This window comes from Actinokineospora spheciospongiae, assembly GCF_000564855.1.
In the GTDB taxonomy this organism is placed as follows: Bacteria; Actinomycetota; Actinomycetes; order Mycobacteriales; family Pseudonocardiaceae; genus Actinokineospora; species Actinokineospora spheciospongiae.
The window spans coordinates 1-18,599 of the sequence record NZ_AYXG01000089.1 but is presented as its reverse complement, the minus strand read 5'-3'; the positions used below and the strand labels follow the sequence as shown (position 1 = coordinate 18,599).

Genomic DNA, 18,599 nt, shown 5'->3' with positions numbered 1-18,599 from the left:
TTTCGCGCGCCGAATACTGCGATCGGTAGTATTCCGAACCATGAGCGAGCAGGACGCGGCACTGGCCGCGCTGGGCCGGGCCGGGGTCGTCGAAGCGATCGGTTGGGCGTGGTCGGCGGCGGCGCGGCGAACCGCGCTGGACTACGACCCGACCACCGGCCACGACCAGGTGTGGTTGGGGCTGACCGCGCACAAGCTGTTCTGCAACCGGCTCGACCGGGTCTTCCACTGCGGCGACTTCTCCGTGGCGCCGGACGAGGAGCGGGTCGGGCGCGACGTGCTCGGCGCCGGGCTGCTCTCCGGTGAGCTGGACACCATGCCGTCGCTGCGGCCGGGGCTGGTGGAGCGGGCCGACGACCACAGCTCGCCGGGCTGGCGGTTCGACCGGTGGAGCTGGCTGATCACCTCCTTCCCGTTCGAGGGCGTCGACCGGATCTCCTGGCAGTCCAAGACCCCCACCAAGCAGCGCGCGGCCGGGCGGCGCCCGTCGGCCGACCAGATCTCGCTGTTCTCGCTGACCGAGGACGACATCGACGACTCGGTGCTGTTCGTCGCGCACGCCATCAACTCCGACGCGACCTCCTCGGAGGTCCACCTGGGCAGGCCGCACACCACCGAGGGCGGCGGCAGGCCGTGGACCTGGCGGGTGCGGCTGGAGCCCGCGCCGCTCGAACCCGGCAGCGGTATGGTTCGGCCGGTCGTCGGCACCCGAGCGGTACCGCAGGGGGTGTCCGACGCCGAGGTCCAGCTCAAGCGGGTCGCGGGAACAGGGGAATGACGAGCGGGAACCTTGCCGATGTCGCCGCGTTGTTCGACGGGTCACGGCTGACGATGGGCAGGCGGCTGGCCGGGTTGCGCAAGAACGCGCTCGCCGCCGCCGTCGAGCTGACCCCGGCGGCGATCAGCTTCTACGAGTCCGGCGGCAAGAAGCCCTCGGCCGCCACGGTGGCCAAGCTGGCCATGGCGCTGAGCGTCAGCCCGTCCTTCTTCCTGCCCGACGGCAGCCCGCACGCCCCGGCGACGGCGCACTTCCGCTCGCTGCGCTCCACCACCCAGCTCGCCCGCGACCAGGCCGAGGCGTACGTGCAGGTCGTGGCCGAGGTCAGCCGGGTGCTGGAGCGCCACGTCGACTTCCCCCCGGTCCGCCTCCCGGTCCGCCCGGTCGGCGCGGACTGCGCCGACGACACCCCCGAACGCGCCGCCGCCGAGCTGCGCGCCGAGTGGGGCCTGCCGGAGGGCCCCATCCCGCACACCGTGCGCGCGGCGGAGAACAACGGCGTCCTGGTCGTGTTCACCCCACCGCAGTCCGCCTCGGTCGACGCCTACTCGGTCTCCCGCGCGGACCGCCCCCTGGTCCTGCTCAACCCGGCCAAGGACGACTACTACCGCCAGCGCTTCGACGTCGCCCACGAACTCGGCCACCTGGTCATGCACACCGACGAGGAACCGGGCAACAACATCGTCGAGAACCAGGCCAACCGCTTCGCCGCCGAGTTCCTGATGCCCCGCGCCCAGATCGCCGACCTCCTCCCCACCCGCGCCGACTGGCCCCGCCTCGCCAAGCTCAAGGAAACCTGGGGCGTCAGCCTCCAAGCGCTCCTCTACCGCGCCCGCCAACTCGGCACCATGCGCGACGTCACCTACCGCAACGCGATGACGACCATCTCCACCCGGGGCTGGCGCAGGCGCGAGCCGGGCACGGTGCTGTCGGTGGAGCAGCCCTCCCTGCTGCCCCGCGCCGTCGAACTCCTCCCCCCCGACCTGCTGGCGGCGGAGTCGCGAATCCCCCACCACCTGTTGGACGTCGTCACCTCCAGAACACCGGTCGGCTAGCCGAGGTCGCACCGGCTGGCGAGGTCACCCGAGGCGCGCGGGACAGGTGGGAGTTCCGCTGCGGCAGAAGGGATTCCGGCCGGGCGGACGACTGACATGCGCCGCGACCACACAAAGCCCGAACCGAATGTGGAGCGCGCCACCATGGGCCACCCCCGCACCCGCACCTACCGTCGAGCGATCGGTACCACGACGGAAGGTGGCCGGAATGCGGTCAGTGTCGATCGTGCTCGCCCTGCTGGCAGGCTTGCTCGTGGGGACGACACCCGCCCGCGCAGCGGCGGCGATCAGCCAGGTCACGGGTTTCGGGACCAACCCGGGCGCCCTCAAGATGTACCGCTACCAACCCGACGGCCTCCCCGCCGGGCGGCCGGTGGTGGTCGCGATGCACGGCTGCACCCAGACCGCCGCCGCCTACGGGACCGGCACGGGCTGGGTCCACCTGGCGGACCGGTGGAAGTTCACCGTGGTGCTGCCGGAACAGCAGCAGGCCAACAACCTCAACCGGTGCTTCAACTGGTTCCAGCCCACCGACACCACCCGCGGCCGGGGCGAAGCGGAGTCCATCGCCCAGATGGTCCGCCGCGCCAAGGCGGACGGCGCGGGCACGGCGTACGCCACCGGCCTGTCCGGCGGCGGCGCGATGACCTCGGTGGTGCTGGCCACCTACCCGGACCTGTTCGCGGGCGGCGGCATCGTCGCAGGCCTGCCATTCGGCTGCGCAACCTCTGTGGTCGACGCGTTCTCCTGCATGAACCCGGGCAAGGACCTCACCCCGGCCCAGTGGGCGGCCAAGGTACCGGCGCACCCGGGCCCGTGGCCGACGGTCAGCGTGTGGCACGGCACGGCGGACCACACGGTGGCACCGCTGAACCAGCAGGAGATCGTGGACCAGTGGACCGCCCTGCACGGCATCCCGCCCACCCCGTCGTTCACCGACGCGGTCGGCGGGTTCCCGCACGCGGGCTACCGCGACACCAGCGGGCGGACGGTGGTCGAAACGCACACCATCACCGGCATGGGTCACGGCCAACCGGTCGACCCGGGCACGGGAACCGGCCAGTGCGGAACGGCGGGCGCCTACATCCTCGACGTGAACGTGTGCGCGGCGTACCGGATGGGCCTGTCCTGGGGCCTCGACACCTGATCCACGCGGTGCAGCTCGTCGAATCGGTCGTGGCCTGATCGGATCGGGCACGGCGGTCGGGTTCGCCGAGGCCCTGCCCGCCAAGGCGCTGGCCGACCCGGTCGGCTGCGCCCGGGCCTCCAACAGCTCCGGTGACACCACCACCTGCACGACGGGCGTCCCCGGCGGGCAAATCCTCACCGGAACCGCGAACAACGACCTGGTCACCATGACCGGTGGGCACGGTGAACACCCTCGGCGGCACCGGAACCGTCCTCGGCGACATCGACAACGACGTCCTCAAGGCCATCGGCGCCCTCGGGCGGCACCGAAGGGGTGCCAGGCATCCTCACCAGCGGCCTCGTCACCCCTCCGTCGCACTCCACCCAGGCTGCGGCACGTACCACGGGCGGCACAGTGCGTGCCACGACAAGTGGGGCAGCTCCCGCGCCCCATGCGGCACTCCACTCCGATGGGCCAGAACCATGACTGTCCGTGAGTGTCCCGGAATGATTTTTCACCTCTGTGCCTCAGCAGTGACACCGGCGGGCTCTGTTAGGTTCGAGTCGGGGAAATACATCGAACACCATTTGTCAAACCCGGTGTCCGATGCCCCGGAACAACAATTCGCATCATCTGGGGAGCAAAGCGCAATGACAACGACAAGAATGGCGAAGAAGGCCGTCTCGGTGACCATCGCCGCACTCGCGATGTTCGGCGTCGCAGGCGGAACCGCCTACGCGGCAACCGAAACAGGCGACACGCGGGCGACCGGCGAGATGTCCGCCCTGGCGACGTGGGTCTCCCACGGGACCTACCACGTCTACGAGTGCAACAACCTTGTTGCCTTCTACGAACAGCAGGGGATCTCGGCGAAGTGCGAGTGGCACCCGCCGTTGGCAACGGATGCTCGCGAGTTGTTCGTCTGGGAGTGAACAAAACCTTGACCGGGTGATCCGGCCTCAACCCGACGGGACGCCGTCACCCGATGTCACGGGCGACGGCGTTCCCATCGGTCAGGGAGCGGAGGCGGAGGGATTTGAACCCCCGGACGGTTGCCCGTCTTCCGCTTTCAAGGCCCTCTTTTGGGGGTTTTGCCGGTCCGAGATAGTCCATTCTCGCAGGTCAGGCGGGTGAGGCCGTCCGAGCCAGTCCGAGCCCGTTGCTACACCGGTTGCTACACCTCATGAGCACCGCCCCCGTAGTGCGTTCCGCGCCTACGGGGGCGTTGTGCTACGCCGAGTATGGCGCGGAACGTGCTGCGGGCTCGCAGGGGTCCAGGGGCAGCGGTGCCCCTGGTACCAAGCAGCTCGGGCCGAAGAGGACACGACGCTGACTGACGCGGTCTGTCGGTCCCCCGGCGTACTCTGCTCGGCACCCCGTGCCGCCTGGGCGGCGTGGCGCACCCAGCGAGCACGAGGGCCGCGCCGCGCGCCCGCGCGGCCGTGAGCGAAGCGGGAGGCCGCGCCGTGGCGCGATGGATGAGAACAGCGGTGCCAAGCCGAGCAGGCCCACGGCGCCGCGCCGCGCAGGCGGCGCGGCCTTGATTCTATAGAGTCAACTTCAGCAAAGGGTAGCCATGCCTCTTTCAATGAATAGTGTAGCTAGCAACGAGATCAGTAACAAGATTACACAAATGGAGCGACTGGTTCGTGGTAGCCAAAAGATTATAAATAAGCCCGATAACGACGGAAGGGTTCCACACAGAGTTCTTCAAATAATTGGACAAACGCGCGACTTCATAGGATTCTATAATGATTTCGAGTCCGACTTTGGCAAAAGTTTTGTTCTTAATATCTCCCTCAAGCGAAGTCTTGAGTTTTCTTCGAATTTGGACGTAATTATTAGTGCGTGCGAGAAGGTTATCGCGGCATTACAAAGATTGGCCGCCGAAGATACGGCCGAGGAACTCAGCGTTGTACAAGCATTCCATGAATCTTCGAGAGCATTCGAAGTCATCGTAGGTATCTACGAAATATCCCTAATCGAAGAGATGGATTCGCTTGACGCAAGCACCATCGATAGCTTCGATCAAGAGGTTCAACGATTTAAATCAAAGTTGGCTTCGTATCAAAAAATAGAAGAGGCGAACAATACGGCAACAGAAGTGGTACGTATTGCAGAAAAGGTCAGAACAGCTGCGGGGGAAGTTGGCGATGTAATTCTAGGGCGCCATTTTCAAGCTATCGAAACTAGAGAACGCAGCACTGCTAATCGACTTCGACTGGCAGCAGCATTTATTCTAGTTGCAATCGGGTTACTTGCGATTGCAACTCTTCTGCGCAGCAATAGTTCCAGTCCGAGCATAGCAACGGTCTTGCTGCATGTCGTCGGGATTCTTCCTTTTGGCATTCTAGGCGCCTATCTGGGAAGGGAATCTTCCAAGCACCGATTAGAAGCAGAATGGGCAGCCGAATATAACGCGCTACTGATGACGTTCGATGCCTTCATCGCCCCCCTCTCGGCCGCAAACCAAAATGATCTGCGCCACGAATTCGGAAAGAAATTGTTTGTCAACTCGCGGGTCAAGCAAGCAGGCGAACCAGGGCCAAGTACTTTGAATGAAATTTCTACCCTTATCGACCGATTTTCCCCGTCGACACAAAGCGGAAAATCTGCCTGAACTTTAGCACCGGATTACTATAAAATCTACCTAATTTCCGAATCTTTCAATTACAAGATCAGATAGAGGTCCGAGCGTAGCATCCTTTCCGGTTTTGTTGGCGAACGCTACGCGCACCACCCCTGCCCGCCACCCAGCAATCATGTCGGAAATAGAATCTCCAATGAACACCGCTTCTTGGGGATTGCAATTCATTTCGTTCAGAGCTTCCTCAATGAGGTGCGGGTCAGGCTTCAATCTGTCAGCACACTCCGGCGTACGGCCCGCTATTAGCGAGATCGAATCCGTCAAGTTGTGGGCGTTGATATATTTACGAATCGCTTTAGTGCTATTGTTGCTAACTATTGCGAACGGAATTCCTTGGAGCTTCCATTCAGAGATAAATTCGCGCACGCCAAATGTTTCCTCGGCCGAGACAACTGCTAGCTGTTCAAGCCTAGCCAGTTCGCCTTCAACCGCCGCCGCATCCACCGCAGCATCAGATACGGCGTACGAAAGAATCTCGAATGGGTCCACACTGTTAACGCACGAACCCCCTGGTGAGCCGGATCGGAGTACGAACTCTCGTAAGCGCGTAGCAACTTCACTGGCTGATAAACCAGAGAATACCGAGCAAACTGGCCCGTCGAAATCGAGCAGTACCAATTTGGCGTGACTAATCCGTGTCAGAAAATCTGGCCAATCGTGGCGCGCAATCATAGGGCGTACTCGTCGGCGAGGGTGGTCCACATGCTGTCGAACCAGATGCGAGCTTGGGTGACGTATTGACTGGTTGTGACTGAGTGTTGGAAGAGTAGTGCGTCTTTACCCATGAGGTCGTACATCGGGGTTGGGGTGCCTTCTAGGTCGATGGTGTGAGGGACGACGGGGTAGAAACCGAAGAAGGCTTCGGTGTTGTTGAGGATGTATAGCTTGAACAGTGGGGCGGCGTGGTGGACCTTGACGATTGCTTCGGATTTCTCGACCAGACCGAGGGAATGGAGCTCGGCGAAGGAGTCGGTGATGGCTCCGAGGTGACGGCGCATGATGCTGTGTGCTCGGGCTCTGAACTCTGGTGAGTCGGCGCGATCTTCGGCTCGGCAGGGGATGGTCATGGGGGCTGTGGTGTCTGGGACCAGGATGCGGACGGCAATAGATTGAGGGCGTAGCTCACCGGAGCGGATTTGGTCAAGGGGTTCTTGCATGGCTCCATGGAGGGTTTCGCCGGAGAAGCCTGCGAAGTCGATGGTGACGTGGTCCGCAGTGAAGGCGGTGGCGATGTGGGGACGCAGGCCGATGGGGCGGGCGGTCTTCTCGGTTCCGGCCTTGGTGGGCGGTTGGGCTTCGACCACGGTGTCTGAGGTGGGGCGGGGTTCGGGGGTCTGTGGGGTGGGAATGCTGTCGGGGACGTAGTCGAGGTGGCCGGAGTGGGGGGCGAACAGCCTGTCGGCGGTCCAGTTGGGGAACATGGCTTCGAGGATGCGGCAGTGGTCGGCGTAGGGTAGGCCGAGGAGTCTGCCGGAGAGCCACTTGTAGAATTGGGCGCGGCCTGGGTGCTTGCCGATCATGTGCGGCTCGATGCGTTTCGCCACGCGGTCGTACTCTCGGCAGAAGGCTTGGTGGCCCTGTAGGTGGCGCTGCCTGAGCAGGACTTTGAGTGCGATCTCGGTGTCTGGCATTTGGTCCCCCGTGTCGGTCAGAGAGACGACGGTAGCACCGAGAGTGTACTTAGAGTGGATTTTCGCAGACCAGGAAGCTCCAAGGTGTACCTAGCTGGCCTCTGGAGCAGACAGATTTGGGCCGAATCTGGTATCAGCGGCCGAAACTGCGGTCGCCTGGGTCAGGGAGGTTCGATCATGGCGATTCCCAGAGGGCACAGGTTCCCCGTCGCGTTCGGGGAGGCGTTTCCGCAGGGTTTGGTGCTGATGGGGGAGGTGGCGCCGGACACCGAGTACCAGTCGCGGGAGGACCGGTCGGCGGGGCGGCCGGTGCGGCAGAAGGTGGACGAGGTGACGGGTAAGCGGCAGTGGAAGGCCACCGTGACCGACCCGTCCGAGGTCAACTCCAAGCGGGCCTCGTTCGACCTGGTGTTGCTCGCTGACGTTCAGCCGGTGCCGACCACGGCGGAGGTGTTGCCGGGGTTGCGGCCGGTGGAGCTGGACGGGCTGACCGCTGAGCCCCGGGTGGCGGGGAACGGTGAGTTCAAGTACCAGGCGTACGTGTTCCGGGCGACGGGGTTTCGCGCGGCGGGGTCGGGCGCGGGGTCGCGGCCGTCTCGGGGTGCTGGTGAGTCGGAGAAGGCGGCGTGATCGTGGCGACTTCCGAGCCAGCCGGGGCCGAGTTCGCCTTGCCGGTTCCCGGGTCCGGTGCTGTGGGTGGCGTTCCGGTGGAGGTGGTGAACAGGTGGGAGGACGCGTACCGCAGGTACGGGCACGCCTCGGCGATGGTCGCGTCGGCTCCCCCGGGAGACCCGGAAGCGGCTCGGGCAATGGCGGAGACCTCGGCGGAGGTGGCGACCGCTTGGCGTGAAATCGCCGCGCACTGCGGGGGCACGTGGTGGTCGTTGGCGGCGGTCGAGGCATCGGCACAGGCGTTCGAGAACCAGGCGTCGGACTGGTCGGCTCGGGTCTCACAGATCCGGGCGTCACGGTCTCGGCGGATTCGGGGGCCACGATGACACGGCGGTCGAAGCCCACCCGGTCGCCGGAGTCCATCCGCACGTTGCAGCAGGCACACGCGTACCTGGAGCCTCGGCGGCCGGTGGATTCGGCTCCGGCCGTGGAGCGGGTGGCGTTTTTCCGGGAGTCGGCGCGGATCTATGCGGCGGTGGCGGAGACGGACCGGTTCCATCACCACGAGGCGCTGTACTGGGCCACCCGGGAGCGGGAGCACGCCCAGGCGGCGCAGGCGGAACTGGACCGGGGCAAGGGGGTGGCTCGGGTTGCTCGTCATGCGTGAAAGCGAGGGTGCCGCAGTGCCGTTGTCGTTTGTGTCGGTGGCGCGGTTGGCGTTGGCGTCGGTGGTGCGCGATGAGGCGGCACGGTTCGGGTACACGTGTCGGTCGCTGGCGGAGTTGACCGGGATGTCCTCGGCCACGGTCAACCGGTGCATGATGGGCAAACGCGACATCTCCGAATACGAGCTGGGGGCGTTCGGGGCCGCGTTCGGGTGGGGAGGGGAGACCCGGGACCGGGTTCGCCGGTTGTGGGTCACCAGCGTCACCGGGGCCGGAGAGGTCCAGCACCGGGATGAGGTGTTGGCCTGCCTGCACGCGATGACCCGGGAATCGGTGGTGGTGGCGCCGTGGGTGCTGCCGGCGAGGTTGCGCACCTCCGGTTACCACTGCCTGCTCACCGGGCGGCTCACGAGGCTGGAGGATCGGCGGCCGTGGGAGGCGGGGCAGCACACCACTGTGTATCTGACCCGGCAGGCGGTCACCATGCCTTCGGCGCTTCCGGCGCACCAGCGGGCGGAGCAGTTCGCCTACCTGGGCACCCTGGCCGGGAGTGAACACGTGCGCTTGCGGTTCCTGCCCGGTCAGATCACCGGCGTACACGGACTGGAACCGTTCGAGGTGGTACGGCTGCGCAACGCCACCCGGTACGTCCGCCTGGACCACCACGGGGTGACCACCTTGTTGGACAACCCGGGGGACGTGCGCGCCTACCGGAAGGTGTTGGACTACCTCGACTCCGTGGCCACGCCGTCATCCGAGTGGCGGAATTGGTTGCGGGAGCACTGACCCGGAAAGTCCACATCAGACAGAGGTGACCGCGTCTCGGTGACGTGGCGATGGCCCATGCCCTTTGTTGGGGCGTAATGGAAAAGGGGCACAGAAGCGGTTGGGTTTGGCGGCCTCCGCTTCTGTGCCTGTCCACTCGCAGGAGCAGACAATGGCAACCTTAGAAGATCACCACGGGACCTGGTCAAGCCCTGGCGCCCGTCCGCACCCCGAAACGGTTCGTCTTTTCGGGGGTCGGCGATGACTCGACGTGACAAGTGGGTCGATCCCGCTCCGTTGGAGGTGGCCCGGCCTCGGCTGCCGTGGTGGACCCTGCTGCCCGGTGGGGTCAAGCTCGTCCTGTCCCCGATCGCCTTGGTGGTCGTCGCGGCGTGGGTCGTGGCCAAGGTGGTGCGGGTGGCTTGGTACTACCCGACCACGGTCGCTCTGGGGCTGGTCGGGGTGTGGGTGTACTCGGTGAACGGGTGGGTGCTCGGCGGCCTGGCCCTCGTTGTGGGTGTGGGGTCGGCGGTGTGGTGGTGGCGGGACTCCGACGGCTTCCACACCCGAGTCCGGTGGGTGCGGACGGGGGTTCGGCGGGCGTCGGTGTACGCGCCGCAGTGGCGGACGGTCATGCGGCTGGCCTCGCTGGACGGGAAGGTGCGGGGGCGGGAGTACCTGCCGACGCTGCGGCGGACCCGGTCGGACTGGTGGCGGGACACCGTGCACGTGCGGATGGTCAAGGGTCAGGCCCCGGAGCAGTGGGAGGTGCGGGCCTCGGGGTTGGCGCACGCGTTCGGTGCGCGGTCGTGTCGGGTGCGGGTGACCCGGCCTGGGGCGTTGGCGTTGGACCTGGTGCGTTCTGATCCGCTGGCGACTGTGCTGCGGGTTCCGGCGTTGGTTGAGGACGCCGTAGTGGATCTGCGTCGGGTGACCATCGGGCGTACCGAGAGCGGCAAGCCGTGGCGGCTCAAGCTCCTGGGCGGGCAACACCTGGTCGTCGGGGTGCAGGGGGCGGGGAAGGGGTCGGTGCTGTGGTCGACCCTGTGGGGCATTGCCCCGTTGCTTCGCAGTGGTGGTGTGCGGCTGGTGGGGATTGATCCCAAGGGTGGGATGGAACTGGGGCAGGCCCCGGAGCTGTTCGACCGGTTGGTGTTCGACAACGGGCCTGACGCGGTTGAGGTGCTGGAAGGGCTCGCTGAGGACGTGCGGGAGCGGGCTGGGCGGTATCGGGGTGTGCGTCGGTGGTGGTCGCCGGAGACGGATGAGCCGTTCACGCTGTTGGTGGTCGACGAGTTGGCCGACCTGATCGCCTACCAGCCGGATCGGAAGTTGCGGGAGCGGGCGCAGGGGGCGTTGCAGACGATCACCTCGCAGGGGCGGGCGCCTGGGTTCGGGGTGCTCGGGCTGGTTCAGGACCCGCGCAAGGAGATCGTGCCGTTCAGGAACCTGTTCACCACTCGCACCGCTCTGCGGCTGGATGAGGCGGTGCAGGTCGACATGGTGTTGGGCGACGGTGTGCGGGCTCGTGGTGCCAATGCGCACGACATCAGCGAGCACACGCCGGGCGTGGCGTGGGTCAAGGAGGACGGGCGCCGTGAACCCGTGCGGGCTCGGGCGTTCTACCCGACTGACAGTGATCTGGTGGAGCTGCGGCACTTCGTGACCGGGACGTCGGCCGCGATCGTGCCGTTCCCCGATCGGGAGGTCAGGGGTGGTGAGGCAGCATGAGCGAGCAGGACGCGACCGTGGTCAAGCTGCGTGGGCCGTTGGCGGCGGACGTCATCGTCGCGGCGGCGGAGCGGCACGGGGTGTGTGTGCGGCCGTTCACTATGGAGGTCACCGACTCCGGTACCGGGGCTGTGCGGTACGTCGGCGTCCCGTGTGGCTCCACTGTGGAGTCGGTGTGCGCTCCGTGTGCGAAGAAGGCCAAGGCGTTGCGGATGGTCCAGTGCAGGGAGGGTTGGCACCTCGACGCCGAACCGGTCGATCAGCGGGGCAAGCCGACCTCTGATCAGCGGGCCGTGGTCGAGTACCGCGCCGATCTGGTCGCCGCTTACCGGGAGTCGGTCGAGACGGGGGAAGCAGGGCACGCGGACGAGCTGCGGGACGAAATCCGGGTGGTCGATAACGAGCTGCACGCGATGGGGGTCCGGGGCAGGCTGCCCAACCCGGACGATCCGGGCAAGCGGGCTCCGAAGCGGTCGACCAAGCGGCGGCAGGACGCGCCGGACCTGCCTCGGCTCAAGGTGGCTCGGCGCACGCTCGGGCGGGAGTACGCCGGGGGCTATCGGCCGTCGATGTTCGTCACCTTGACCTGTGATTCCTACGGTCCGGTCCGGGGTGACGGGTCTCCGGTCAACCCGGGCGCCTATGACTACCGGCGGGCCGCGCGGGATGCGGTGCACTTCGCCTCCCTGGTCGATCGGTGGTGGCAGAACCTCCGGCGTGCTGTCGGTTGGGACGTGCAGTACTTCGCCACGGTCGAGCCGCAGAAGCGGACCGCCCCGCACCTGCACGCGGCGTTGCGGGGGTCGATCCCGCACGAGGTGATCCGCCAGGTGACGGCGGCGACGTACTTGCAGGTGTGGTGGCCGCCGCACGACGAGCCGGTGTACGGGGGTTACCGGCTGCCGGTGTGGGACCACGACGGCAGGGGATTTGTCGACCCGGACACCCGCGCTGCCCTGCTCACCTGGGCGGATGCGGTGGACCAGGTGGAGGCGCCTGCCCATGTGGCGACCTTCGGCAGGCAGGTGCACTCCAAGGGCATCCTGGGCGGCTCGGAAGAGGCCGGGCGGCACATCGGGTATCTGACGAAGTACCTCACGAAGTCCACCGGGGAGGTCGTGGAGGCCACCACCGACGCTCAGCAGGCCCACCACAACCGGCTGCACGCGGAGTTGGAGCGCACGCCGTGTTCGCCCCGGTGCGCGGTCTGGCTGCTCTACGGGGTCCAACCGGTCGGTGCCTCGTCGAAGACCACCCCGGGGCACTGCCGGGGGCGGGCTCACCGGCGCAGCACCCTGGGGCTTCCCGGGCGGCGGGTGCTGGTGTCGCGGAAGTGGTCCGGCAAGACCCTCGCTGAGCACAAGGCCGACCGGAAGACCTTCGTGCACCGGATGCTTGCGGCGGTCGGCATCAGCAAGCCGCCGGAGGACGCTTCGCGCCTTGTCTGGCGCAAGCTCGCTCCCGGCGACCAGAACGCGCCACCACGGGCGCACCTGCTCATGCACGCGATTTCCGAACGGATCACCTGGCGGGCCGAGTACGAACGCGCCTTGCTCGCCGCTCAGCCGCCACCCGGCGACGGTGGATCGAATCTTTCGGCAACTCAGCAAGCGGCTTGATCAATAAAGGGGGTGGGGAGATGGATCGAAAGCTGTACCGGGTCGAAGAAGTCGCCCGGATCATGCAAATCGGGAGGTCGAAGGTGTTCGACTTGATGCGGACGGGAGAGTTGGCTTCGGTGAAGATCGGGGGTAGTCGGAGGGTGCCCGCGCGGGCCATTGACAGCTACCTGGATCGGCTGATGGATGAGGCGGCGTAATGGCGCGGCGGCAGCGGTCGAACGGGGAGGGGTCTGTCTACCAGCGGGCGGACGGGCTGTGGGTCGGTGCGGCCTTCGTGCTGACGACCTCTGGTCATCGCAAGCGGGTGGTGGTGTCGGCGACGACTTCGGAATTGGCGTGGGAGCGCCTGCGGAAGAAGATCGCGTCGTCGGACGCGGGGATTCCGGTTGCGGCGGACAGTTGGACGGTCGAGGACTTCCTGCGGTACTGGTTGTCCACGGTTGACGGGGAACTCCAGCCCCGGACGGTCGAGGGTTATCGGGGAGTGGTCAACCGGCACCTGATTCCGAGCCTGGGGTCAAAGAAACTGGATCGGCTTTCCGCGTCGGACGTGCGCGTTTTCATGACGAAGCTGCGGAATCGCTGTCGGTGTTGCGTGGACAACCTCGACGCGAAGCGGCCGAAGAGTCAGCGCAAGTGCTGTTCGGTCGGAAAGTGCTGCGAGCAGTTCCCGTCGAAGCGGACTGTGCAGCAGGTGCACGCTGTCCTGCGGAACGCCCTGCAACAGGCGATGCGGGAGGAGTTGATCGCGCGGAACGTGGCGAAGCTGGTCAAGGTCTCGGTGCCGAAGTACGACGTCAACCGGGGTCTGACGTTCGAGCAGGCGAAAGCGCTGCTCAAAGCCGCTGAGGGGGACCGACTGGAGGCGCTGTACGTGCTGGCCGTCTTCATGGGCCTGCGGCGGGGCGAACTGCTGGGGCTGCGCTGGTCGGATATCGACTGGGACGGCTGGGAGCGCCTGTGCGCGGATCATCGGGAGAGGTTCTGCGAGGACTGCGCGGAGGACTACTCCCCCACGCTCAGGGTGCGGAACACGCTCCAGCGCGTGGGCTCTGAGCTGGTGTTCCTCGGACCCAAGACGGAGTCCTCCAAACGGGTCAGCCCGCTCATCGCGGTGTGTCGGGAGGCGTTGTTGGAGCACTGGGACCGGCAGGATGACGAGCGGGAGGCCGCAGCGCATTGGGAGGGCCTTGACCTGGTCTTCTGCACTCCTACCGGCGGGCCGCTGGACCCGTCCAACCTGCGGTCGCAGTGGCACCCGATGCGGCAGCGGGCGGGCCTCGGTGACGTGCGGTTCCACGACCTGCGGCACTCGTGCGTGACGCTGCTGCTCAAGCTCGGGGTGCCGCCGCACGTGGTGCGCGACATCGTGGGGCACGCCGACATCCACGTGACCATGACCATCTACGCCTCGGTGACCCTGGATGACAAGCGGGAGGCGCTGCGCAGGCTGTCCGACGAGATGGGGCGCTGACCTGCGGTTATGGGCGCGTTGCTACACCCGTTGCTACACGAAGGGGGTGTCAACCATCCACAAGGAACAGTCGACACCCCCTCTGACCTGCGGAGGCGGAGGGATTTGAACCCCCGGACGGTTGCCCGTCTTCCGCTTTCAAGGCGGATGCATTCGGCCGCTCTGCCACGCCTCCCGGCCCGCTCAGGGTAGACCCGGCGGGTCAGGTGGTGTCGAGGTGGGCGATCACGCGCTCGAAGACCGCGGCGATGACCTCCTGCTCCTCGGGGGTCATCAGGTCGACGAGGTGGGCGCGGACGCCTTCGACGTGGGTGGGGGCGGCGGCGGTGAGGGCTTCCTGGCCTCGGGGGGTGATTTCGGCGACCACGCCGCGGGCGTCCTCGGCGCAGTCGACGCGGCGGACGAGGGCTGCCTTCTCCAGGCGGGAGATCTGGTGGGACAGCCTGCTCTTGGAGGAGGCGACCTGGCCGGCGAGTTGGCTCATGCGCATCTGCCCGTTCTCGCATTCGGACAGTCGGACCAGCACCTCGTAGTCCGGGAGGGCCAGTCCGTGCTTGTCCTGCAGCTCGCGGTTGAGCTGCTGGCGCAGCAGTTCGCTGCCGATGACGTACGCCCGCCAGGCCCGCATCTCGTCCGGGAGGAGCCACCGGGGTTCGGTCCGCACTGTTGTCACGCGTCCAGGTTACGGCGTTCACCTGCCGGGTCTGGTCTTCGCCATGTTGACCGGGCAGACTCCAGCACCTTGCGCTCGATCGGGTGATGCGGGCGCCCGGACGGAGGACTGATGACGGTTTCCACTCGACTGGCGACCCGCTTGGCGGCGTTCGCGGCGGCCACCCTCGCCGCCGGGGTGCTCGGGGCGACGGCCGCCGAGGCGACACCCGCGCCTGCCAGGACGGCAGACCTGCGGTTGATCTCCTTCAACGACCTGCACGGCAACCTGACGCCACCCGCCGGGTCGTCCGGGCGGGTCACCCTGCCGGACGGCACGGCGGTGGACGCGGGTGGGGCCGCGTACCTGGCCACGCACGCCAAGCGGTTGCGCGGTGAGGTGAAGAACTCGCTGCTGCTCACGACCGGGGACAACATCGGGGCCTCGCCGCTGAACTCGGCGCTGTTCCACGACGAGCCGACCGTGGCGTTCCTGAACCTGATCGGGGTGCAGGCCAACGTGGTCGGCAACCACGAGTTCGACGAGGGCTACCGGGAGCTGCTGCGGATGCAGTTCGGCGGGTGCCACCCGACCGACGGCTGCCAGTTCCGCCCGACCTTCACCGGGTCGAAGTTCCCGTACCTGGGGGCGAACGTCACCTTCGACAACGGTTTCCCGGCGCTGCTGCCCTTCACCGTGAAGTCCGTCGAGGGCGTGCCGGTGGCGATCATCGGGGTGACGCTGGAGGACCTGCCGTCGCTGGTCGTGCCGAGCGGGGTCGAGGGCCTCAGGTTCGGTGACGAGGTCCAGGCGCTCAACTCGACCTCGAAGCTGCTGGACAAGGTGGGGGTCAAGACGCAGGTGGTGCTGATGCACCAGGGCGACAACACCGAGGCCGGTTCGGGCCCGGACGACTGCCGCACGCTGCCCGGTCCGGCGCGGGCCATCGCCACCGCCGCGTCGCCCTCGCTCGACGTGTTCTTCACCGGGCACAGCCACCAGCAGTACAACTGCGTGGTGACCGACCCGGCGGGCAAGCCGCGCACGCTGATCCAGGGCGCCTCGTTCGGGCGGCTGCTCTCGGTGGTCGACCTCAAGATCGACAAGAGGACCAAGGACGTGGTGCGGACGGCGACCGTCGCGCACAACGAGATCGTGACCCGCACCGTCGCCCCGGACCCGGCGGCGCAGGCGCTGGTCGAGGAGGCCACCACCAAGTCGGCCCCGATCGCCAACCGGCAGATCGGCACCATCACCGCCGACCTGGTCCGGGCCGCCGCGCCGTCCGGGGAGACCCCGCTCGGCGACGTGATCGCGGACGCGCAGCTCGCGGCGACCAGCGGCAACAACGCCGTGATCGCCATGACCAACCCCGGTGGCATCCGCACCGACCTGACCTACGCCTCCTCACCCGCGGGTGAGGGCGACGGCGTGGTGACCTACGGCGAGGCGTTCGCGGTGCAGCCGTTCGCCAACATCATGCAGACCATCACGCTCTCCGGCGCGCAGCTCAAGGCCGTGCTGGAGCAGCAGTGGCAGCCGAGGCCCGACGGCACGGTGGTCACCCGCTTCCTGCAGGTCTCGGACTCGCTGCACTACACGTGGTCGCAGTCGGGGACCCAGGGCAACCGGGTCTCGGCCATCACCGTGGCGGGGGTGCCGGTCGACCCGGCCGCCCCGTACCGGGTGTCGGTGAACAACTTCCTCGCCGCGGGCGGGGACGGGTTCACCGAACTGGTCAACGGCACCGACCTCGTCGGTGGTCCGATCGACCTGGACGCGCTGGCGGCCTACCTGAGCGCCAACCCGGGGATCGCGCCGCCCGCGCCGACCCGGGTCACGGTCGTCCCGTGACCGTGCGCGACCGGAAACCGCGCATGTGACGCCGAGCAGCGCACCGAGCGGCCCGCACCCCACAGTGGGGTGCGGGCCGCCCCATTTCCCCTGCCGCACAGGAGAAGCGTGATCCTCCGTTGAGGACGGTCACCGGTTCGTGGACTTGCCCGCGGCGTGGTCCGGGGCGCAGCATTGAGTGCAGACGGCAGGCCCGGTTCCGGGACACAGCAGTCCGATGTGTCCGGCACACCGCGCCCTCCGGGAAGGGGTAGGTGATGCGGTGATCGTGCGAAGTACCCGCAGTGGTGGTCCGCGGACTGCGCCCCCGCGGCCGTGCCGATCGCATCGGGACGGACGTGGTCGAGGGCAGTGATCCCCCGTCGGACATCGACGGTGCCCGGGTGCGCGGGACGCACCCGATCCGCACCACGACGCTGTTGAGCTCCGCCTCGGCGACCTCTCCCGGCTCGGCCGCGGGGGCTCCACCGCCGGCCCGGCGCGGCGTCGGACCACTACGGAGGACGGGGAGACGCCCGGTGCCGTGCCACCGACCCGGCACCGGGCGTTCCCCCACCCGTACTGCTCCACCCGCAGCACTCCATCTGCGCTCGGGCAGCGCGCTGCCTTATCGTGGGCGCGACGACTCGACGACACGGGGTGGCCAGTGGAGTTCAACGACGACGTAGCCCTCGACACGTCGCAGGTGCAGGACACGCGCGGTTCCGGTGGCGGCGGCATCGGCGGCCGGGTCGCGCTGGGCGGCGGTGGGGTCGGCATCATCGGCGCGATCCTCTACTTCGTGCTCTCGCAGCTCGGCGGCCTGCCCGCGGGTTCCGGCGGTTCACCGCTGGGCCTCGACGACGTGCAGTCCGGGCAGTCGGTGAGCAGCGCGGACCTGTCCCAGGAGTGCCGGACCGGCGCCGACGCGAACGCCAAGGAGGACTGCGCGCTGGTCGCGGTCATCAACTCCATCCAGGGCTACTGGACCGACCAGTTCGCCAGGTCCGGGTCGCGGTACCAGCTCGCGACCACCAACTTCTTCACCGGCGGCGTGCGCACCGGCTGCGGCAGCGCCACCTCCGACGTGGGCCCGTTCTACTGCCCCGCCGACTCCGAGGTGTACATCGACCTGGCGTTCTTCAAGGAGCTGGAGACCCGGTTCGGCGCCCAGGGCGGCACGTTCGCCGAGGCCTACGTGCTGGCCCACGAGTACGGCCACCACGTGCAGAACCTGCTGGGCACCTCGGCGAAGGTCCGCGAGGGCACCGGTCCCACCTCCGACGGGGTGCGGCTGGAGCTGCAGGCCGACTGCTACGCGGGCGTGTGGGCCAACCACGCCACCACGGTGCCCACCTCCAGCGGCCAGCCGCTGATCAAGTCCATCACCCAGGACGACATCAACCGCGCCCTGGACGTGGCCGCGCGCATCGGCGACGACTACATCCAGAAGAACCTCGGTGGCGGCCGGGTCGACGAGAGCCAGTTCTCGCACGGCTCCTCAGCCCAGCGGGAGAAGTGGTTCAGCACCGGCTACCAGACCGGCAACCCGACCAGTTGCGACACCTTCGCCGCCCGCAACCTGGGCTGACGACCCGGAACCGGGCAAAGCAGGAGCCCCCGCGACCGGTGGTCGCGGGGGCTCCTGTGCGTCGCGGTGCGGACTAGCTGACGACCTCGTGGTCGTCGTGGGTCGGGGCCGCGGCACGGGCCGACTTGGTCTGAGCCGACTTGGTTTGGGCCGCCTTGACCGCCTTGGCGCGGGCCGCGCGCGGCGGGACGCCGTTGACGTCCTCGGTGCTGATCGCGTAGGACGCGGTCACCCAGGCGATCGCGTCGGAGTTGCGGTCCAGGGCGGTGCGGTCCACGTTGCCGAGGTTGTCGCACCGCTGGTGGTAGCAGCCGTCGTAGGCCACGCCCGCCCGGCCGCCCCAGAGGTCGGCCTGCTCCTGGGTCTTGACGCCCTCGGCGCCGGTGAACAGGCCACCGGCCGGGATGCCGTTGG

The 18,599-nt window shown here is 67.4% G+C and carries 17 protein-coding genes, 1 tRNA gene and 1 pseudogene; 14 read left to right on the top strand and 5 right to left on the bottom strand.

Annotation, left to right across the window (positions count from 1 at the left end):
• Window positions 1-40: 40 nt before the first annotated feature.
• The 5 genes from UO65_RS12610 (at window position 41) to UO65_RS35755 (ending at window position 5,582) form a co-directional block, all read left to right on the top strand.
• Window positions 41-778, top strand: a complete 738-nt coding sequence (locus tag UO65_RS12610) for a hypothetical protein (protein WP_035282028.1) — start codon at window positions 41-43, stop codon at window positions 776-778.
• Window positions 775-1,833 carry a helix-turn-helix domain-containing protein gene (locus tag UO65_RS12605; RefSeq protein ID WP_035282026.1) on the top strand — a complete coding sequence of 353 codons (1,059 nt, stop codon included), beginning with the start codon at window positions 775-777 and terminating at the stop codon, window positions 1,831-1,833. Before UO65_RS12610 ends, UO65_RS12605 begins: the two co-directional genes overlap by 4 nt.
• 208 nt (window positions 1,834-2,041) lie before the next feature.
• Window positions 2,042-2,980, top strand: coding sequence for an extracellular catalytic domain type 1 short-chain-length polyhydroxyalkanoate depolymerase (locus UO65_RS12600; RefSeq protein ID WP_084175511.1), 939 nt, complete (start codon window positions 2,042-2,044; stop codon window positions 2,978-2,980).
• A gap of 647 nt (window positions 2,981-3,627) precedes the next feature.
• Window positions 3,628-3,894: a hypothetical protein gene (locus UO65_RS12595; RefSeq protein WP_035282024.1), complete on the top strand. Its 267-nt coding sequence runs from the start codon at window positions 3,628-3,630 to the stop codon at window positions 3,892-3,894.
• A 701-nt stretch (window positions 3,895-4,595) separates the two neighbouring features.
• A complete protein-coding gene (locus UO65_RS35755) occupies window positions 4,596-5,582 on the top strand; it encodes a hypothetical protein (protein WP_152552077.1) in 987 nt (328 codons plus the stop codon).
• A gap of 30 nt (window positions 5,583-5,612) precedes the next feature.
• Here UO65_RS35755 and UO65_RS34590 read toward each other — a convergent pair whose 3' ends face one another.
• Both UO65_RS34590 and UO65_RS33255 read right to left on the bottom strand, forming a co-directional pair.
• Window positions 5,613-6,098 carry an HAD family hydrolase gene (locus UO65_RS34590; protein WP_161784457.1) on the bottom strand — a complete coding sequence of 162 codons (486 nt, stop codon included), beginning with the start codon at window positions 6,096-6,098 and terminating at the stop codon, window positions 5,613-5,615.
• Between the two features lie 179 nt (window positions 6,099-6,277).
• Complete coding sequence (locus tag UO65_RS33255) at window positions 6,278-7,240, bottom strand: hypothetical protein (protein WP_052021103.1); 963 nt, start codon at window positions 7,238-7,240, stop codon at window positions 6,278-6,280.
• 177 nt (window positions 7,241-7,417) lie between these two features.
• Between UO65_RS33255 and UO65_RS12585 the strand changes: the two genes are divergently transcribed.
• The 7 genes from UO65_RS12585 (at window position 7,418) to UO65_RS12550 (ending at window position 14,109) form a co-directional block, all read left to right on the top strand.
• On the top strand, window positions 7,418-7,870 hold the full coding sequence (locus tag UO65_RS12585; protein ID WP_035282023.1) for a hypothetical protein: 453 nt from the start codon (window positions 7,418-7,420) through the stop codon (window positions 7,868-7,870).
• A 364-nt stretch (window positions 7,871-8,234) separates the two neighbouring features.
• Window positions 8,235-8,519 carry an AMED_5909 family protein gene (locus UO65_RS12575; protein ID WP_035282021.1) on the top strand — a complete coding sequence of 95 codons (285 nt, stop codon included), beginning with the start codon at window positions 8,235-8,237 and terminating at the stop codon, window positions 8,517-8,519.
• 16 nt (window positions 8,520-8,535) lie between these two features.
• Window positions 8,536-9,303 carry a Scr1 family TA system antitoxin-like transcriptional regulator gene (locus UO65_RS12570; RefSeq protein ID WP_035282020.1) on the top strand — a complete coding sequence of 256 codons (768 nt, stop codon included), beginning with the start codon at window positions 8,536-8,538 and terminating at the stop codon, window positions 9,301-9,303.
• A gap of 240 nt (window positions 9,304-9,543) precedes the next feature.
• A complete protein-coding gene (locus UO65_RS12565) occupies window positions 9,544-11,013 on the top strand; it encodes a cell division protein FtsK (protein ID WP_035282019.1) in 1,470 nt (489 codons plus the stop codon).
• A complete protein-coding gene (locus UO65_RS12560; RefSeq protein WP_035282018.1) occupies window positions 11,010-12,632 on the top strand; it encodes a replication initiator in 1,623 nt (540 codons plus the stop codon). Before UO65_RS12565 ends, UO65_RS12560 begins: the two co-directional genes overlap by 4 nt.
• Before the next feature lie 20 nt (window positions 12,633-12,652).
• Window positions 12,653-12,832: a helix-turn-helix domain-containing protein gene (locus UO65_RS38960; RefSeq protein ID WP_035282017.1), complete on the top strand. Its 180-nt coding sequence runs from the start codon at window positions 12,653-12,655 to the stop codon at window positions 12,830-12,832.
• A complete protein-coding gene (locus UO65_RS12550; protein ID WP_035282016.1) occupies window positions 12,832-14,109 on the top strand; it encodes a tyrosine-type recombinase/integrase in 1,278 nt (425 codons plus the stop codon). The genes UO65_RS38960 and UO65_RS12550 overlap by 1 nt, the downstream gene beginning before the upstream one ends.
• 90 nt (window positions 14,110-14,199) lie before the next feature.
• Here the strand turns inward: UO65_RS12550 and UO65_RS12545 are convergent.
• Both UO65_RS12545 and UO65_RS12540 read right to left on the bottom strand, forming a co-directional pair.
• A tRNA-Ser gene (locus UO65_RS12545) sits at window positions 14,200-14,284 on the bottom strand.
• A gap of 27 nt (window positions 14,285-14,311) precedes the next feature.
• Window positions 14,312-14,782 (bottom strand): MarR family winged helix-turn-helix transcriptional regulator, encoded by a 471-nt coding sequence (locus UO65_RS12540; RefSeq protein WP_035282014.1) that lies wholly within the window; start codon window positions 14,780-14,782, stop codon window positions 14,312-14,314.
• 111 nt (window positions 14,783-14,893) lie between these two features.
• Here UO65_RS12540 and UO65_RS12535 point away from each other — a divergent pair, with 111 nt between their 5' ends.
• Window positions 14,894-16,615 (top strand): bifunctional metallophosphatase/5'-nucleotidase, encoded by a 1,722-nt coding sequence (locus UO65_RS12535; protein WP_035282011.1) that lies wholly within the window; start codon window positions 14,894-14,896, stop codon window positions 16,613-16,615.
• Between the two features lie 646 nt (window positions 16,616-17,261).
• Window positions 17,262-18,185: a KPN_02809 family neutral zinc metallopeptidase gene (gene ypfJ / locus UO65_RS12530; protein ID WP_035282009.1), complete on the top strand. Its 924-nt coding sequence runs from the start codon at window positions 17,262-17,264 to the stop codon at window positions 18,183-18,185.
• A gap of 73 nt (window positions 18,186-18,258) precedes the next feature.
• On the opposite strand, the pseudogene UO65_RS12525 reads toward ypfJ, so the two are convergent.
• Window positions 18,259-18,599: pseudogene (locus tag UO65_RS12525) on the bottom strand (amidohydrolase); the annotation flags it as partial.

Coding starts and splice junctions, on each gene's coding strand:
- UO65_RS12610 (WP_035282028.1), top strand. CDS start 41: ATGAGCGAGCAGGACGCGGCACTGGCCGCGCTGGGCCGGGCCGGGGTC.
- UO65_RS12605 (WP_035282026.1), top strand. CDS start 775: ATGACGAGCGGGAACCTTGCCGATGTCGCCGCGTTGTTCGACGGGTCA.
- UO65_RS12600 (WP_084175511.1), top strand. CDS start 2,042: ATGCGGTCAGTGTCGATCGTGCTCGCCCTGCTGGCAGGCTTGCTCGTG.
- UO65_RS12595 (WP_035282024.1), top strand. CDS start 3,628: ATGGCGAAGAAGGCCGTCTCGGTGACCATCGCCGCACTCGCGATGTTC.
- UO65_RS35755 (WP_152552077.1), top strand. CDS start 4,596: ATGGAGCGACTGGTTCGTGGTAGCCAAAAGATTATAAATAAGCCCGAT.
- UO65_RS33255 (WP_052021103.1), bottom strand. CDS start 7,240: ATGCCAGACACCGAGATCGCACTCAAAGTCCTGCTCAGGCAGCGCCAC.
- UO65_RS12585 (WP_035282023.1), top strand. CDS start 7,418: ATGGCGATTCCCAGAGGGCACAGGTTCCCCGTCGCGTTCGGGGAGGCG.
- UO65_RS12575 (WP_035282021.1), top strand. CDS start 8,235: ATGACACGGCGGTCGAAGCCCACCCGGTCGCCGGAGTCCATCCGCACG.
- UO65_RS12565 (WP_035282019.1), top strand. CDS start 9,544: ATGACTCGACGTGACAAGTGGGTCGATCCCGCTCCGTTGGAGGTGGCC.
- UO65_RS12560 (WP_035282018.1), top strand. CDS start 11,010: ATGAGCGAGCAGGACGCGACCGTGGTCAAGCTGCGTGGGCCGTTGGCG.
- UO65_RS38960 (WP_035282017.1), top strand. CDS start 12,653: ATGGATCGAAAGCTGTACCGGGTCGAAGAAGTCGCCCGGATCATGCAA.
- UO65_RS12550 (WP_035282016.1), top strand. CDS start 12,832: ATGGCGCGGCGGCAGCGGTCGAACGGGGAGGGGTCTGTCTACCAGCGG.
- UO65_RS12535 (WP_035282011.1), top strand. CDS start 14,894: ATGACGGTTTCCACTCGACTGGCGACCCGCTTGGCGGCGTTCGCGGCG.